This window comes from Lactobacillus isalae, assembly GCF_947539375.1.
Classification (GTDB): domain Bacteria; phylum Bacillota; class Bacilli; order Lactobacillales; family Lactobacillaceae; genus Lactobacillus; species Lactobacillus isalae.
The window spans coordinates 1,626,981-1,644,118 of the sequence record NZ_OX443569.1 but is presented as its reverse complement, the minus strand read 5'-3'; the positions used below and the strand labels follow the sequence as shown (position 1 = coordinate 1,644,118).

At 45.7% G+C, this 17,138-nt stretch carries 2 protein-coding genes, 7 tRNA genes and 7 rRNA genes; all 16 read left to right on the top strand.

Going from position 1 to position 17,138, the window contains the following annotated elements; all coding sequences use genetic code 11:
* Nucleotides 1-210 precede the first annotated feature (210 nt).
* The 16 genes from QM512_RS08030 to QM512_RS07955 all read left to right on the top strand — a co-directional run bounded on the left by QM512_RS08030 (nt 211) and on the right by QM512_RS07955 (nt 17,115).
* Nucleotides 211-2,328 carry an ATP-dependent Clp protease ATP-binding subunit gene (locus QM512_RS08030; protein WP_282805184.1) on the top strand — a complete coding sequence of 706 codons (2,118 nt, stop codon included), beginning with the start codon at nt 211-213 and terminating at the stop codon, nt 2,326-2,328.
* 125 nt (nt 2,329-2,453) lie between these two features.
* Nucleotides 2,454-3,851: an APC family permease gene (locus QM512_RS08025; RefSeq protein ID WP_282805183.1), complete on the top strand. Its 1,398-nt coding sequence runs from the start codon at nt 2,454-2,456 to the stop codon at nt 3,849-3,851.
* Nucleotides 3,852-4,284: 433 nt separating this feature from the next.
* A 16S ribosomal RNA gene (locus QM512_RS08020) occupies nt 4,285-5,857 on the top strand.
* 142 nt (nt 5,858-5,999) lie between these two features.
* Nucleotides 6,000-6,073, top strand: a tRNA-Ile gene (locus QM512_RS08015).
* A gap of 34 nt (nt 6,074-6,107) precedes the next feature.
* Nucleotides 6,108-6,180: transfer RNA gene (locus tag QM512_RS08010), tRNA-Ala, on the top strand.
* Between the two features lie 128 nt (nt 6,181-6,308).
* Nucleotides 6,309-9,211, top strand: a 23S ribosomal RNA gene (locus QM512_RS08005).
* A gap of 62 nt (nt 9,212-9,273) precedes the next feature.
* Nucleotides 9,274-9,390 (top strand): 5S ribosomal RNA (rrf, locus tag QM512_RS08000).
* Between the two features lie 13 nt (nt 9,391-9,403).
* A tRNA-Asn gene (locus QM512_RS07995) sits at nt 9,404-9,479 on the top strand.
* A gap of 326 nt (nt 9,480-9,805) precedes the next feature.
* Nucleotides 9,806-11,378: ribosomal RNA gene (locus QM512_RS07990) — 16S ribosomal RNA — on the top strand.
* A gap of 142 nt (nt 11,379-11,520) precedes the next feature.
* A tRNA-Ile gene (locus QM512_RS07985) sits at nt 11,521-11,594 on the top strand.
* Between the two features lie 34 nt (nt 11,595-11,628).
* Nucleotides 11,629-11,701: transfer RNA gene (locus tag QM512_RS07980), tRNA-Ala, on the top strand.
* Between the two features lie 128 nt (nt 11,702-11,829).
* Nucleotides 11,830-14,732: ribosomal RNA gene (locus QM512_RS07975) — 23S ribosomal RNA — on the top strand.
* A 62-nt stretch (nt 14,733-14,794) separates the two neighbouring features.
* Nucleotides 14,795-14,911: ribosomal RNA gene (gene rrf, locus QM512_RS07970) — 5S ribosomal RNA — on the top strand.
* A gap of 13 nt (nt 14,912-14,924) precedes the next feature.
* Nucleotides 14,925-15,000, top strand: a tRNA-Asn gene (locus QM512_RS07965).
* 326 nt (nt 15,001-15,326) lie between these two features.
* A 16S ribosomal RNA gene (locus QM512_RS07960) occupies nt 15,327-16,899 on the top strand.
* The 16S, 23S and 5S rRNA genes sit together here with 7 tRNA genes alongside, the layout of an rRNA operon.
* 142 nt (nt 16,900-17,041) lie before the next feature.
* Nucleotides 17,042-17,115, top strand: a tRNA-Ile gene (locus QM512_RS07955).
* Nucleotides 17,116-17,138: the final 23 nt, after the last annotated feature.

Genomic DNA, 17,138 nt, shown 5'->3' with positions numbered 1-17,138 from the left:
TGACATATCAATTCACAAACAATTTAGGCGTAATATGCTTTAAATAGTATATTGCGCTTATTTTGTTCACAAATTAAAATATTCTGTGGAAAAAATATGATATAATATTTGGATTTCTGTGGATAACCTGCTATAATAAAAGCTGTGAGTAGTTAGCACTTAAAACTAATGAGTGCTAAAATTTTGAAGAATATGAGGAGTGTGTAAAGCATGGCATACTTTGACAATGGAAACTACAATTTTGATGATTTGTTTAATGAATTAAATAGAGACTTTTTCAATGATGGAAGAATGTCTAATGGTCAACAACCAATGAGATTTAGCGCTGGTCAAGCACCTCAACAAGGAGCTCAAAACGGCCAACAACAAAAAGAAAAGCCAATTGGTGTTGATTTAACTGAACAAGCTAAGAATGGTAAGTACGATCCAGTTATTGGTCGTACTGCAGTTATTGACCAAGTTATTGAAATTTTAAGTAGACGTAAGAAGAATAACCCAGTTTTAACTGGACCTGCTGGTGTTGGTAAAACTTCAGTAGTTGAAGGATTGGCACAAAGAATTGTTGATGGGGATGTTCCAGAAAAATTAAAGAACGCTCATATTATTGAGTTAAACATCAATGAATTGGTTGCAGGTACTTCTCTTCGTGGTAGTTTTGAAGAAAAATTAAAGAAGATTATTGATAAAGCTAAAGGTGATAAGAACGTTATCCTCTTTATCGATGAATTACATAATATTGTTGGTGCAGGTTCTACTGACTCAGAAAACAATTCTGGGGATGCTGCTAACATCTTAAAGCCAGCTTTAGCAAGTGGCGAAATTCGTGTAATTGGTGCAACAACAACTAGTGAATACCAACAAATCGAAAAGGATCCTGCTTTAGCTAGAAGATTCCAACCAGTTCAAGTTCCAGAACCAACTATCAAGGATGCTATTCAAATTTTGAAGGGCTTAGCTCCAAGATATGAAAAGTATCACAATGTTAAATATGATCCAGAAGCACTAAAACTTGCTGCTGAACTTTCAAACCGTTACATCAATGATCGTCATTTACCAGATAAGGCAATTGACTTAATGGATGAAGCTGGTGCTAAGAAGTCTTTGGGTATGGATCAAAAGGATGAAACTTCAATTAAGAATAAGATTCATGCCTTAGAAGGTAAAAAAGCAGAAGCAGCTAAGAATGAAAAGTATGACGAAGCTGCTAAGCTTAAGAAAGAAATTGAAGACCTTAAGAAGGACCTTAAGACTGCTGGTAAAGCAAGTGAACTTAAAGTTACACCAGAAGATATGTACGCTTTAATTCAAACTAAGACTGGTATCCCAATGAGCGAAATTAATGCAAATGAAGCTCAAAAGAACGCTAACTTAGCTGCTGATTTAAAGAAGGTTGTTATTGACCAAGATAAGGCAATTGATATCATCACTGACGCAATTGCTCGTAAGCAAGTATTTAAGGACTCTAACCGCCCAACTGGTTCATTCTTACTTACTGGTCCTACCGGTGTTGGTAAGACTGAATTGGCTAAACAATTAGCAATTAAGTTGTTTGGTAAGGCTGATGCTTTAGTACGTTTGGATATGTCAGAATACCAAGACCAAATGGCTGTTAACAAGTTGATTGGTTCAGCACCAGGTTATGTTGGTTATGGTGAAGGTGGACAATTAACTGAAAAGATTCGTCACCAACCATATTCATTGATTTTGCTTGATGAAATTGAAAAAGCAAATCCACAAGTCTTCAACGCTTTACTTCAAATTATGGATGATGGTCGTTTGACTGATGCACAAGGTAGAACAATTTCCTTCAAGGATACTATCATTATCATGACTTCAAACGCTGGATACTCTGATAAGTTACTTAAGGGTGACGATCAAGATGCTTTACGTAAGGCACTTGAAGTTTACTTCAGACCAGAATTTTTGAACCGTCTGGATGCAATTGTGCCATTCAACTCATTGACTAGTGAAGATATGCTTAAGATCTTAGACCTCTACTTAGCTAAGATGGAAAAATCTCTTGCTAAGAGAAACATCAAACTTCATGTTACTGCTGATGCTAAGAAGTACTTGGCTAAGAAGGGATATGACAAGGAATTTGGTGCTCGTCCATTAAGAAGAGTTGTTGAACAAGATCTTGAAACTCCAGCTGCTAAGTTGATTGTTTCTAAGCCAGATACTAAGGAAGTTAAATTCACTATTGATGATAAGCACTTGTACTTAAATGGTGAGATTTTAGAAGATGTTTTGTTCGATAAAGAAACTCGTGAACAAGAAAAGAAAGACATCAAGGAAGCTGAAAAGGCTGATAAGAAAGAAGAAAAATAGTTAACTCTATTTTTAAGAAAGACCGCGAATAATTTCGCGGTCTTTTTTTAATTAATTTTAATTATAGGGTAGAAATCCCCACAAAATCAGGTATAATAATTAAAAATAAATTAAGGAGAGTTAGGATGAAAAACTTCTTTAAGAAAGTTCCAGTAAAAACTTTTTTAAAAGCTGATTCACGGTTGACTAGACACTTGAATGCACGTGATTTAGTTGCACTGGGAATTGGAGCAGTTATCGGAACTGGAATTTTTATTTTACCTGGTCATGAAGCAGCTCAACATGCCGGACCTGCGGTTGCGATTTCTTTTTTATTAGCAGCCATAGTTTCTGGTATGGTGGGGATGGCATATGCTGAATTTTCTTCTGCTATGCCAGTAGCTGGTTCTGCGTATTCATTTGGTTCCGTAATTTACGGAGAAGTCGTAGGCTGGATAATTGGCTGGGGACTGTTATTAGAATACTTTTTAGCAGTTTCTGCTGAAGCTACTGGTTTTGCATCATATTTTAATAATAATATTTTGGCTCCAATTGGGATTCATTTGCCTAAAGCTCTTGAAGCTGGTCCAATGGAAGGCGGCGTAATCAACTTTTCTGCAGTTTTAATTGTTTTAATTGTTGCTTTAATTTTATATCAAGGAGCTAATCTTTCTAAACGTGTAGAAAATATTGCTGTAATCATAAAAGTAGCAATTATTATTTTGTTTATTGTAATTGGACTTTTTTACATTAAGACTGAGAACTATATTCCTTTTTATCCTAAAAAGTTCCAAACTCCACCGTTAGGAATTGGAGGAATTTCTACAGCTGCTGCAACAGTGTTTTTTGCATTTATTGGCTTTGATGCTTTAGCCGCTAACAGTGCTGAGACTAAAGATCCTGAAAAAAATGTTGTTAAAGGAATTATGGGAACAGTAATTATTGCTGTGTTACTATATGTTAGTTTTTCCTTAGTCTTAACCGGAATGGTAAACTACAAGCAGTTAAATGTAGACGATCCAGCTGCGTATGCCTTGAAAGTTGTAGGATTGACTGCTTGGAATAAATTGATTACAGTAGGAGCTTTGGTAGGTATCTTTACTGCGATGATTACTATGCTTTTAGGTGGATCGAGATTACTATATGCTTTAGGAAGAGATGGATTGCTGCCTGATTCGATGGGAAGCGTGCATGCTAAGAAAATGATTCCGGATCATGCAGTAATTGTTTCTACAATAGTAGCTGCTGTTTTTGCAGGATTGGTTCCTTTGATGGAATTGGCATCCTTAATCAATGCGGGAACTTTAATTGCGTTTGCTTTGATTTCTTTTGGAATTATTCCACTTCGTCATAGAAAAGATATAGTGAATGATGGGTTTAAAATGCCACTTTATCCTGTATTACCTGTGGTAGCTGGATTATTGAGTGTATACTTTATTTGGATGTTACCGAAAACTACTAAGATTATGGTTGGAATTTGGCTAATAGTGGGAATAATTGTGTATGCAACATATGGAATAAAACATTCTAAATTACAAAATTAACAAAAAGGCTTCGATTGTGAAGCCTTTTTTAGCACTCTAAAAAATAATGCTAAATTTTAGCAGAAAAGGGTTGACGAAAAGGAAAAAAGTCTGTAAAGTAATACATGCTGTTTGAGGCAAGAGCAAAAAGAGCCAATAAAAAGGTTAAAAAAGATCTTGTCAAAGCAGGGAAAAGATGATAATATTATAAAGCTGTCATTTGAGAGAGATGAGAAAGATTAAAAAGTTCTTGTCAAAGATCAAAAGACATGATATAATATAAAAGTTGTCACATGACAACGGTAGTACCTTGAAAACTGAACAAAGTTTCGCTGAAAGTGTGCGGGATAAATAAAAATCCCAAACAAAAGCGAAGTCAATTCGCAAGCAATAAATTTGAGATAACTCAAAGAAAGTTTTAGAGCTAAACGATAAAAAGCTCATTTTCAAAAAGGAAAATGAGAGTTTGATCCTGGCTCAGGACGAACGCTGGCGGCGTGCCTAATACATGCAAGTCGAGCGAGCTTGCCTAGATGATTTTAGTGCTTGCACTAAATGAAACTAGATACAAGCGAGCGGCGGACGGGTGAGTAACACGTGGGTAACCTGCCCAAGAGACTGGGATAACACCTGGAAACAGATGCTAATACCGGATAACAACACTAGACGCATGTCTAGAGTTTGAAAGATGGTTCTGCTATCACTCTTGGATGGACCTGCGGTGCATTAGCTAGTTGGTAAGGTAACGGCTTACCAAGGCAATGATGCATAGCCGAGTTGAGAGACTGATCGGCCACATTGGGACTGAGACACGGCCCAAACTCCTACGGGAGGCAGCAGTAGGGAATCTTCCACAATGGACGCAAGTCTGATGGAGCAACGCCGCGTGAGTGAAGAAGGGTTTCGGCTCGTAAAGCTCTGTTGGTAGTGAAGAAAGATAGAGGTAGTAACTGGCCTTTATTTGACGGTAATTACTTAGAAAGTCACGGCTAACTACGTGCCAGCAGCCGCGGTAATACGTAGGTGGCAAGCGTTGTCCGGATTTATTGGGCGTAAAGCGAGTGCAGGCGGTTCAATAAGTCTGATGTGAAAGCCTTCGGCTCAACCGGAGAATTGCATCAGAAACTGTTGAACTTGAGTGCAGAAGAGGAGAGTGGAACTCCATGTGTAGCGGTGGAATGCGTAGATATATGGAAGAACACCAGTGGCGAAGGCGGCTCTCTGGTCTGCAACTGACGCTGAGGCTCGAAAGCATGGGTAGCGAACAGGATTAGATACCCTGGTAGTCCATGCCGTAAACGATGAGTGCTAAGTGTTGGGAGGTTTCCGCCTCTCAGTGCTGCAGCTAACGCATTAAGCACTCCGCCTGGGGAGTACGACCGCAAGGTTGAAACTCAAAGGAATTGACGGGGGCCCGCACAAGCGGTGGAGCATGTGGTTTAATTCGAAGCAACGCGAAGAACCTTACCAGGTCTTGACATCCAGTGCAAACCTAAGAGATTAGGTGTTCCCTTCGGGGACGCTGAGACAGGTGGTGCATGGCTGTCGTCAGCTCGTGTCGTGAGATGTTGGGTTAAGTCCCGCAACGAGCGCAACCCTTGTCATTAGTTGCCATCATTAAGTTGGGCACTCTAATGAGACTGCCGGTGACAAACCGGAGGAAGGTGGGGATGACGTCAAGTCATCATGCCCCTTATGACCTGGGCTACACACGTGCTACAATGGACGGTACAACGAGAAGCGAACCTGCGAAGGCAAGCGGATCTCTTAAAGCCGTTCTCAGTTCGGACTGTAGGCTGCAACTCGCCTACACGAAGCTGGAATCGCTAGTAATCGCGGATCAGCACGCCGCGGTGAATACGTTCCCGGGCCTTGTACACACCGCCCGTCACACCATGAGAGTCTGTAACACCCAAAGCCGGTGGGATAACCTTTATAGGAGTCAGCCGTCTAAGGTAGGACAGATGATTAGGGTGAAGTCGTAACAAGGTAGCCGTAGGAGAACCTGCGGCTGGATCACCTCCTTTCTAAGGAAGGCGAAAGATGATGGAGAGTGCGAGAGCACTAAAGAGAAGTCATCGAGAAAGCCAAGCGGAAGCACACTGAGAAACTTTGTTTAGTTTTGAGGGTATTACCTCAAACAACTTGAATAACAAGCCAAGCACAATCGGGCCTATAGCTCAGCTGGTTAGAGCGCACGCCTGATAAGCGTGAGGTCGATGGTTCAAGTCCATTTAGGCCCATTCAAAGCTAAAAGCTTTGATAAAAGGCAATGATGGGGGCTTAGCTCAGATGGGAGAGCGCCTGCTTTGCACGCAGGAGGTCATCGGTTCGATCCCGTTAGCCTCCATTGAGACATAAAGTCTCAAGGGTTAGTACATTGAAAACTGAATATAATCGAAAGCAAAAAAACCGAGACAATCGAAAAGAACAGATTGAAGAGCGACCGAGAAGAGAGAGAAACTCAACTTGAAAATAGGTCAAGTAGAAAAGGGCGCATGGTGAATGCCTAGGCACTAGAAGCCGATGAAGGACGTGACGAACCACGAAAGGCTTCGGGGAGCAGTAAGTAAGCAATGATCCGGAGATATCCGAATGGGGGAACCCAATACCGCGAGGTATTATCATTAGCTGTTAAGGTTAATGAAGGAAGACGCAGTGAACTGAAACATCTAAGTAGCTGCAGGAAGAGAAAGAAAAATCGATTTCCCAAGTAGCGGCGAGCGAACAGGAAAGAGCCCAAACCAGCTGGCTTGCCAGTTGGGGTTGTAGGACTGCGATGTAGTACTTGAAGCGATAGCAGAATTATCTGGAAAGATAAGCCAGAGAGGGTGAGAGCCCCGTAAGCGAAATTGCGGAGAGACTTAGCAGGATCCTGAGTAGGTCGGGACACGAGGAATCCCGATTGAAACCGCGAGGACCATCTCGCAAGGCTAAATACTAACTAGTGACCGATAGTGAACCAGTACCGTGAGGGAAAGGTGAAAAGAACCCCGGAAGGGGAGTGAAAGAGAACCTGAAACCGTGTGCCTACAAGTAGTCAAAGCACATTAAAGTGTAATGGCGTGCCTTTTGTAGAATGAACCGGCGAGTTACGTTATGGTGCAAGGTTAAGTCAGAAAAGACGGAGCCGGAGCGAAAGCGAGTCTGAATAGGGCGAAAGAGTATCATGACGTAGACCCGAAACCAAGTGACCTACCCATGACCAGGTTGAAGGCGTGGTAAAACACGCTGGAGGACCGAACCCACGTGAGTTAAAAATCGCGGGGATGAGTTGTGGGTAGCGGTGAAATTCCAAACGAACTTGGAGATAGCTGGTTCTCTCCGAAATAGCTTTAGGGCTAGCCTCGTGTGAATGATAATGGAGGTAGAGCGCTGTTTGGACTAGGGGCCCGTCAGGGGTTACTGAATCCAGATAAACTCCGAATGCCAGATATCAATGCACGGGAGTCAGACTGCGAGTGATAAGATCCGTAGTCGAAAGGGAAACAGCCCAGATCACCAGTTAAGGTCCCCAAATCTATGCTAAGTGGAAAAGGATGTGGAGTTGCGTAGACAACTAGGATGTTGGCTTAGAAGCAGCCACCATTTAAAGAGTGCGTAATAGCTCACTAGTCGAGTGACGCTGCGCCGAAAATGTACCGGGGCTAAGCATAGTACCGAAACTGTGGATGCATATATTATATGCGTGGTAGGAGAGCGTTCTAAGTGCGGCGAAGTTAGATCGAGAGGACTAATGGAGCGCTTAGAAGTGAGAATGCCGGTATGAGTAGCGAAAGATAGGTGAGAATCCTATCCGCCGAAAGACTAAGGTTTCCTGGGGCAGGCTCGTCCGCCCAGGGTAAGTCGGGACCTAAGGTAAGGCCGAGAGGCGTAGCCGATGGACAACAGGTAGAGATTCCTGTACTGAAATTGTTCGATATGAGCAAAGGAGGGACGCAGGAGGCTAATGACGCATGTTGCTGGAAATACATGTGCAAGCAGTAAGAAAAAAGATGAGTCAAATGCTTGTCTTTAGATTTCAAGCTGTGACGCGGAGCGAAATAAAAGTAGCGAAGGTCATGATGTCACACTGCCAAGAAAAGCTTCTAGCCAGAGCAATTTTACCCGTACCGCAAACCGACACAGGTAGTCGAGTGGAGAACACTCAGGTGAGCGAGAGAACTCTCGTTAAGGAACTCGGCAAAATGACCCCGTAACTTCGGGAGAAGGGGTGCTGATAGTAAAATATCAGCCGCAGTGAATAGGCCCAAACAACTGTTTATCAAAAACACAGGTATCTGCAAAATCGTAAGATGACGTATAGGTGCTGACACCTGCCCGGTGCTGGAAGGTTAAGAGGAGAGCTTAGCGTAAGCGAAGGTTTGAATTGAAGCCCCAGTAAACGGCGGCCGTAACTATAACGGTCCTAAGGTAGCGAAATTCCTTGTCGGGTAAGTTCCGACCTGCACGAAAGGTGTAATGATTTGGGCACTGTCTCAACGAGAGACTCGGTGAAATTATAATACCCGTGAAGATGCGGGTTACCCGCGACAGGACGGAAAGACCCCATGGAGCTTTACTGTAGCTTGATATTGAGTATTTGTTAAACATGTACAGGATAGGTAGGAGCCAGAGAAAGTAGGACGCTAGTCTTACCGGAGGCAATGTTGGGATACTACCCTTGTTTGATGGATCCTCTAACTCGCAGAGCTGAGCGTTCTGGAGGACAGTGTCAGGTGGGCAGTTTGACTGGGGCGGTCGCCTCCTAAAATGTAACGGAGGCGCCCAAAGGTTCCCTCAGAATGGTTGGAAATCATTCGCAGAGTGTAAAGGTATAAGGGAGCTTGACTGCGAGAGGTACACCTCGAGCAGGGACGAAAGTCGGGCTTAGTGATCTGGTGGTACTGCATGGAAAGGCCATCACTCAACGGATAAAAGCTACCCTGGGGATAACAGGCTTATCTCCCCCAAGAGTTCACATCGACGGGGAGGTTTGGCACCTCGATGTCGGCTCGTCGCATCCTGGGGCTGAAGTCGGTCCCAAGGGTTGGGCTGTTCGCCCATTAAAGCGGCACGCGAGCTGGGTTCAGAACGTCGTGAGACAGTTCGGTCCCTATCCGTCGTGGGCGTAGGAAATTTGAGAGGAGCTGTCCTTAGTACGAGAGGACCGGGATGGACATACCGCTGGTGTACCAGTTGTCTTGCCAAAGGCATCGCTGGGTAGCTATGTATGGAAGGGATAAGCGCTGAAAGCATCTAAGTGCGAAGCCCCCCTCAAGATGAGATTTCCGATGCGCAAGCAGTAAGACACCTTAAAGACGATGAGGTAGATAGGCTAGGAGTGGAAGCATAGTGATATGTGGAGCGGACTAGTACTAATCAGTCGAGCACTTGACCAAAGCTCAAAGGTTTTTAAAGCAAGAGATTATATTCAGTTTTGAGTGTAAAAGCTCAGAAAGAGTACGGTGGCGATGGCAAGAAGGATACACCTGTTCCCATGCCGAACACAGAAGTTAAGCTTCTTAACGCCGAGAGTAGTTGGTGGGAAACTGCCTGCGAGGGTAGGCAGTCGCCGTGCTCTTTTTTAATATTCCGGCTTAGCTCAGTTGGTAGAGCACCTGACTGTTAATCAGGTTGTCGTCAGTTCGAGTCTGACAGCCGGAGCCAATGGAGTCGATATGGCTCCTATTTTTATCAAGAAATTGATAAAAATACCTTGTCAAAGCAGGGAAAAGATGATAATATTATAAAGCTGTCATTTGAGAGAGATGAGAAAGATTAAAAAGTTCTTGTCAAAGATCAAAAGACATGATATAATATAAAAGTTGTCACATGACAACGGTAGTACCTTGAAAACTGAACAAAGTTTCGCTGAAAGTGTGCGGGATAAATAAAAATCCCAAACAAAAGCGAAGTCAATTCGCAAGCAATAAATTTGAGATAACTCAAAGAAAGTTTTAGAGCTAAACGATAAAAAGCTCATTTTCAAAAAGGAAAATGAGAGTTTGATCCTGGCTCAGGACGAACGCTGGCGGCGTGCCTAATACATGCAAGTCGAGCGAGCTTGCCTAGATGATTTTAGTGCTTGCACTAAATGAAACTAGATACAAGCGAGCGGCGGACGGGTGAGTAACACGTGGGTAACCTGCCCAAGAGACTGGGATAACACCTGGAAACAGATGCTAATACCGGATAACAACACTAGACGCATGTCTAGAGTTTGAAAGATGGTTCTGCTATCACTCTTGGATGGACCTGCGGTGCATTAGCTAGTTGGTAAGGTAACGGCTTACCAAGGCAATGATGCATAGCCGAGTTGAGAGACTGATCGGCCACATTGGGACTGAGACACGGCCCAAACTCCTACGGGAGGCAGCAGTAGGGAATCTTCCACAATGGACGCAAGTCTGATGGAGCAACGCCGCGTGAGTGAAGAAGGGTTTCGGCTCGTAAAGCTCTGTTGGTAGTGAAGAAAGATAGAGGTAGTAACTGGCCTTTATTTGACGGTAATTACTTAGAAAGTCACGGCTAACTACGTGCCAGCAGCCGCGGTAATACGTAGGTGGCAAGCGTTGTCCGGATTTATTGGGCGTAAAGCGAGTGCAGGCGGTTCAATAAGTCTGATGTGAAAGCCTTCGGCTCAACCGGAGAATTGCATCAGAAACTGTTGAACTTGAGTGCAGAAGAGGAGAGTGGAACTCCATGTGTAGCGGTGGAATGCGTAGATATATGGAAGAACACCAGTGGCGAAGGCGGCTCTCTGGTCTGCAACTGACGCTGAGGCTCGAAAGCATGGGTAGCGAACAGGATTAGATACCCTGGTAGTCCATGCCGTAAACGATGAGTGCTAAGTGTTGGGAGGTTTCCGCCTCTCAGTGCTGCAGCTAACGCATTAAGCACTCCGCCTGGGGAGTACGACCGCAAGGTTGAAACTCAAAGGAATTGACGGGGGCCCGCACAAGCGGTGGAGCATGTGGTTTAATTCGAAGCAACGCGAAGAACCTTACCAGGTCTTGACATCCAGTGCAAACCTAAGAGATTAGGTGTTCCCTTCGGGGACGCTGAGACAGGTGGTGCATGGCTGTCGTCAGCTCGTGTCGTGAGATGTTGGGTTAAGTCCCGCAACGAGCGCAACCCTTGTCATTAGTTGCCATCATTAAGTTGGGCACTCTAATGAGACTGCCGGTGACAAACCGGAGGAAGGTGGGGATGACGTCAAGTCATCATGCCCCTTATGACCTGGGCTACACACGTGCTACAATGGACGGTACAACGAGAAGCGAACCTGCGAAGGCAAGCGGATCTCTTAAAGCCGTTCTCAGTTCGGACTGTAGGCTGCAACTCGCCTACACGAAGCTGGAATCGCTAGTAATCGCGGATCAGCACGCCGCGGTGAATACGTTCCCGGGCCTTGTACACACCGCCCGTCACACCATGAGAGTCTGTAACACCCAAAGCCGGTGGGATAACCTTTATAGGAGTCAGCCGTCTAAGGTAGGACAGATGATTAGGGTGAAGTCGTAACAAGGTAGCCGTAGGAGAACCTGCGGCTGGATCACCTCCTTTCTAAGGAAGGCGAAAGATGATGGAGAGTGCGAGAGCACTAAAGAGAAGTCATCGAGAAAGCCAAGCGGAAGCACACTGAGAAACTTTGTTTAGTTTTGAGGGTATTACCTCAAACAACTTGAATAACAAGCCAAGCACAATCGGGCCTATAGCTCAGCTGGTTAGAGCGCACGCCTGATAAGCGTGAGGTCGATGGTTCAAGTCCATTTAGGCCCATTCAAAGCTAAAAGCTTTGATAAAAGGCAATGATGGGGGCTTAGCTCAGATGGGAGAGCGCCTGCTTTGCACGCAGGAGGTCATCGGTTCGATCCCGTTAGCCTCCATTGAGACATAAAGTCTCAAGGGTTAGTACATTGAAAACTGAATATAATCGAAAGCAAAAAAACCGAGACAATCGAAAAGAACAGATTGAAGAGCGACCGAGAAGAGAGAGAAACTCAACTTGAAAATAGGTCAAGTAGAAAAGGGCGCATGGTGAATGCCTAGGCACTAGAAGCCGATGAAGGACGTGACGAACCACGAAAGGCTTCGGGGAGCAGTAAGTAAGCAATGATCCGGAGATATCCGAATGGGGGAACCCAATACCGCGAGGTATTATCATTAGCTGTTAAGGTTAATGAAGGAAGACGCAGTGAACTGAAACATCTAAGTAGCTGCAGGAAGAGAAAGAAAAATCGATTTCCCAAGTAGCGGCGAGCGAACAGGAAAGAGCCCAAACCAGCTGGCTTGCCAGTTGGGGTTGTAGGACTGCGATGTAGTACTTGAAGCGATAGCAGAATTATCTGGAAAGATAAGCCAGAGAGGGTGAGAGCCCCGTAAGCGAAATTGCGGAGAGACTTAGCAGGATCCTGAGTAGGTCGGGACACGAGGAATCCCGATTGAAACCGCGAGGACCATCTCGCAAGGCTAAATACTAACTAGTGACCGATAGTGAACCAGTACCGTGAGGGAAAGGTGAAAAGAACCCCGGAAGGGGAGTGAAAGAGAACCTGAAACCGTGTGCCTACAAGTAGTCAAAGCACATTAAAGTGTAATGGCGTGCCTTTTGTAGAATGAACCGGCGAGTTACGTTATGGTGCAAGGTTAAGTCAGAAAAGACGGAGCCGGAGCGAAAGCGAGTCTGAATAGGGCGAAAGAGTATCATGACGTAGACCCGAAACCAAGTGACCTACCCATGACCAGGTTGAAGGCGTGGTAAAACACGCTGGAGGACCGAACCCACGTGAGTTAAAAATCGCGGGGATGAGTTGTGGGTAGCGGTGAAATTCCAAACGAACTTGGAGATAGCTGGTTCTCTCCGAAATAGCTTTAGGGCTAGCCTCGTGTGAATGATAATGGAGGTAGAGCGCTGTTTGGACTAGGGGCCCGTCAGGGGTTACTGAATCCAGATAAACTCCGAATGCCAGATATCAATGCACGGGAGTCAGACTGCGAGTGATAAGATCCGTAGTCGAAAGGGAAACAGCCCAGATCACCAGTTAAGGTCCCCAAATCTATGCTAAGTGGAAAAGGATGTGGAGTTGCGTAGACAACTAGGATGTTGGCTTAGAAGCAGCCACCATTTAAAGAGTGCGTAATAGCTCACTAGTCGAGTGACGCTGCGCCGAAAATGTACCGGGGCTAAGCATAGTACCGAAACTGTGGATGCATATATTATATGCGTGGTAGGAGAGCGTTCTAAGTGCGGCGAAGTTAGATCGAGAGGACTAATGGAGCGCTTAGAAGTGAGAATGCCGGTATGAGTAGCGAAAGATAGGTGAGAATCCTATCCGCCGAAAGACTAAGGTTTCCTGGGGCAGGCTCGTCCGCCCAGGGTAAGTCGGGACCTAAGGTAAGGCCGAGAGGCGTAGCCGATGGACAACAGGTAGAGATTCCTGTACTGAAATTGTTCGATATGAGCAAAGGAGGGACGCAGGAGGCTAATGACGCATGTTGCTGGAAATACATGTGCAAGCAGTAAGAAAAAAGATGAGTCAAATGCTTGTCTTTAGATTTCAAGCTGTGACGCGGAGCGAAATAAAAGTAGCGAAGGTCATGATGTCACACTGCCAAGAAAAGCTTCTAGCCAGAGCAATTTTACCCGTACCGCAAACCGACACAGGTAGTCGAGTGGAGAACACTCAGGTGAGCGAGAGAACTCTCGTTAAGGAACTCGGCAAAATGACCCCGTAACTTCGGGAGAAGGGGTGCTGATAGTAAAATATCAGCCGCAGTGAATAGGCCCAAACAACTGTTTATCAAAAACACAGGTATCTGCAAAATCGTAAGATGACGTATAGGTGCTGACACCTGCCCGGTGCTGGAAGGTTAAGAGGAGAGCTTAGCGTAAGCGAAGGTTTGAATTGAAGCCCCAGTAAACGGCGGCCGTAACTATAACGGTCCTAAGGTAGCGAAATTCCTTGTCGGGTAAGTTCCGACCTGCACGAAAGGTGTAATGATTTGGGCACTGTCTCAACGAGAGACTCGGTGAAATTATAATACCCGTGAAGATGCGGGTTACCCGCGACAGGACGGAAAGACCCCATGGAGCTTTACTGTAGCTTGATATTGAGTATTTGTTAAACATGTACAGGATAGGTAGGAGCCAGAGAAAGTAGGACGCTAGTCTTACCGGAGGCAATGTTGGGATACTACCCTTGTTTGATGGATCCTCTAACTCGCAGAGCTGAGCGTTCTGGAGGACAGTGTCAGGTGGGCAGTTTGACTGGGGCGGTCGCCTCCTAAAATGTAACGGAGGCGCCCAAAGGTTCCCTCAGAATGGTTGGAAATCATTCGCAGAGTGTAAAGGTATAAGGGAGCTTGACTGCGAGAGGTACACCTCGAGCAGGGACGAAAGTCGGGCTTAGTGATCTGGTGGTACTGCATGGAAAGGCCATCACTCAACGGATAAAAGCTACCCTGGGGATAACAGGCTTATCTCCCCCAAGAGTTCACATCGACGGGGAGGTTTGGCACCTCGATGTCGGCTCGTCGCATCCTGGGGCTGAAGTCGGTCCCAAGGGTTGGGCTGTTCGCCCATTAAAGCGGCACGCGAGCTGGGTTCAGAACGTCGTGAGACAGTTCGGTCCCTATCCGTCGTGGGCGTAGGAAATTTGAGAGGAGCTGTCCTTAGTACGAGAGGACCGGGATGGACATACCGCTGGTGTACCAGTTGTCTTGCCAAAGGCATCGCTGGGTAGCTATGTATGGAAGGGATAAGCGCTGAAAGCATCTAAGTGCGAAGCCCCCCTCAAGATGAGATTTCCGATGCGCAAGCAGTAAGACACCTTAAAGACGATGAGGTAGATAGGCTAGGAGTGGAAGCATAGTGATATGTGGAGCGGACTAGTACTAATCAGTCGAGCACTTGACCAAAGCTCAAAGGTTTTTAAAGCAAGAGATTATATTCAGTTTTGAGTGTAAAAGCTCAGAAAGAGTACGGTGGCGATGGCAAGAAGGATACACCTGTTCCCATGCCGAACACAGAAGTTAAGCTTCTTAACGCCGAGAGTAGTTGGTGGGAAACTGCCTGCGAGGGTAGGCAGTCGCCGTGCTCTTTTTTAATATTCCGGCTTAGCTCAGTTGGTAGAGCACCTGACTGTTAATCAGGTTGTCGTCAGTTCGAGTCTGACAGCCGGAGCCAATGGAGTCGATATGGCTCCTATTTTTATCAAGAAATTGATAAAAATACCTTGTCAAAGCAGGGAAAAGATGATAATATTATAAAGCTGTCATTTGAGAGAGATGAGAAAGATTAAAAAGTTCTTGTCAAAGATCAAAAGACATGATATAATATAAAAGTTGTCACATGACAACGGTAGTACCTTGAAAACTGAACAAAGTTTCGCTGAAAGTGTGCGGGATAAATAAAAATCCCAAACAAAAGCGAAGTCAATTCGCAAGCAATAAATTTGAGATAACTCAAAGAAAGTTTTAGAGCTAAACGATAAAAAGCTCATTTTCAAAAAGGAAAATGAGAGTTTGATCCTGGCTCAGGACGAACGCTGGCGGCGTGCCTAATACATGCAAGTCGAGCGAGCTTGCCTAGATGATTTTAGTGCTTGCACTAAATGAAACTAGATACAAGCGAGCGGCGGACGGGTGAGTAACACGTGGGTAACCTGCCCAAGAGACTGGGATAACACCTGGAAACAGATGCTAATACCGGATAACAACACTAGACGCATGTCTAGAGTTTGAAAGATGGTTCTGCTATCACTCTTGGATGGACCTGCGGTGCATTAGCTAGTTGGTAAGGTAACGGCTTACCAAGGCAATGATGCATAGCCGAGTTGAGAGACTGATCGGCCACATTGGGACTGAGACACGGCCCAAACTCCTACGGGAGGCAGCAGTAGGGAATCTTCCACAATGGACGCAAGTCTGATGGAGCAACGCCGCGTGAGTGAAGAAGGGTTTCGGCTCGTAAAGCTCTGTTGGTAGTGAAGAAAGATAGAGGTAGTAACTGGCCTTTATTTGACGGTAATTACTTAGAAAGTCACGGCTAACTACGTGCCAGCAGCCGCGGTAATACGTAGGTGGCAAGCGTTGTCCGGATTTATTGGGCGTAAAGCGAGTGCAGGCGGTTCAATAAGTCTGATGTGAAAGCCTTCGGCTCAACCGGAGAATTGCATCAGAAACTGTTGAACTTGAGTGCAGAAGAGGAGAGTGGAACTCCATGTGTAGCGGTGGAATGCGTAGATATATGGAAGAACACCAGTGGCGAAGGCGGCTCTCTGGTCTGCAACTGACGCTGAGGCTCGAAAGCATGGGTAGCGAACAGGATTAGATACCCTGGTAGTCCATGCCGTAAACGATGAGTGCTAAGTGTTGGGAGGTTTCCGCCTCTCAGTGCTGCAGCTAACGCATTAAGCACTCCGCCTGGGGAGTACGACCGCAAGGTTGAAACTCAAAGGAATTGACGGGGGCCCGCACAAGCGGTGGAGCATGTGGTTTAATTCGAAGCAACGCGAAGAACCTTACCAGGTCTTGACATCCAGTGCAAACCTAAGAGATTAGGTGTTCCCTTCGGGGACGCTGAGACAGGTGGTGCATGGCTGTCGTCAGCTCGTGTCGTGAGATGTTGGGTTAAGTCCCGCAACGAGCGCAACCCTTGTCATTAGTTGCCATCATTAAGTTGGGCACTCTAATGAGACTGCCGGTGACAAACCGGAGGAAGGTGGGGATGACGTCAAGTCATCATGCCCCTTATGACCTGGGCTACACACGTGCTACAATGGACGGTACAACGAGAAGCGAACCTGCGAAGGCAAGCGGATCTCTTAAAGCCGTTCTCAGTTCGGACTGTAGGCTGCAACTCGCCTACACGAAGCTGGAATCGCTAGTAATCGCGGATCAGCACGCCGCGGTGAATACGTTCCCGGGCCTTGTACACACCGCCCGTCACACCATGAGAGTCTGTAACACCCAAAGCCGGTGGGATAACCTTTATAGGAGTCAGCCGTCTAAGGTAGGACAGATGATTAGGGTGAAGTCGTAACAAGGTAGCCGTAGGAGAACCTGCGGCTGGATCACCTCCTTTCTAAGGAAGGCGAAAGATGATGGAGAGTGCGAGAGCACTAAAGAGAAGTCATCGAGAAAGCCAAGCGGAAGCACACTGAGAAACTTTGTTTAGTTTTGAGGGTATTACCTCAAACAACTTGAATAACAAGCCAAGCACAATCGGGCCTATAGCTCAGCTGGTTAGAGCGCACGCCTGATAAGCGTGAGGTCGATGGTTCAAGTCCATTTAGGCCCATTCAAAGCTAAAAGCTTTGATAA

Bases quoted from the DNA above. Each gene is read 5' to 3' on its own strand.
- QM512_RS08025 (WP_282805183.1), top strand. From the start codon at position 2,454: ATGAAAAACTTCTTTAAGAAAGTTCCAGTAAAAACTTTTTTAAAAGCT.
- QM512_RS08030 (WP_282805184.1), top strand. From the start codon at position 211: ATGGCATACTTTGACAATGGAAACTACAATTTTGATGATTTGTTTAAT.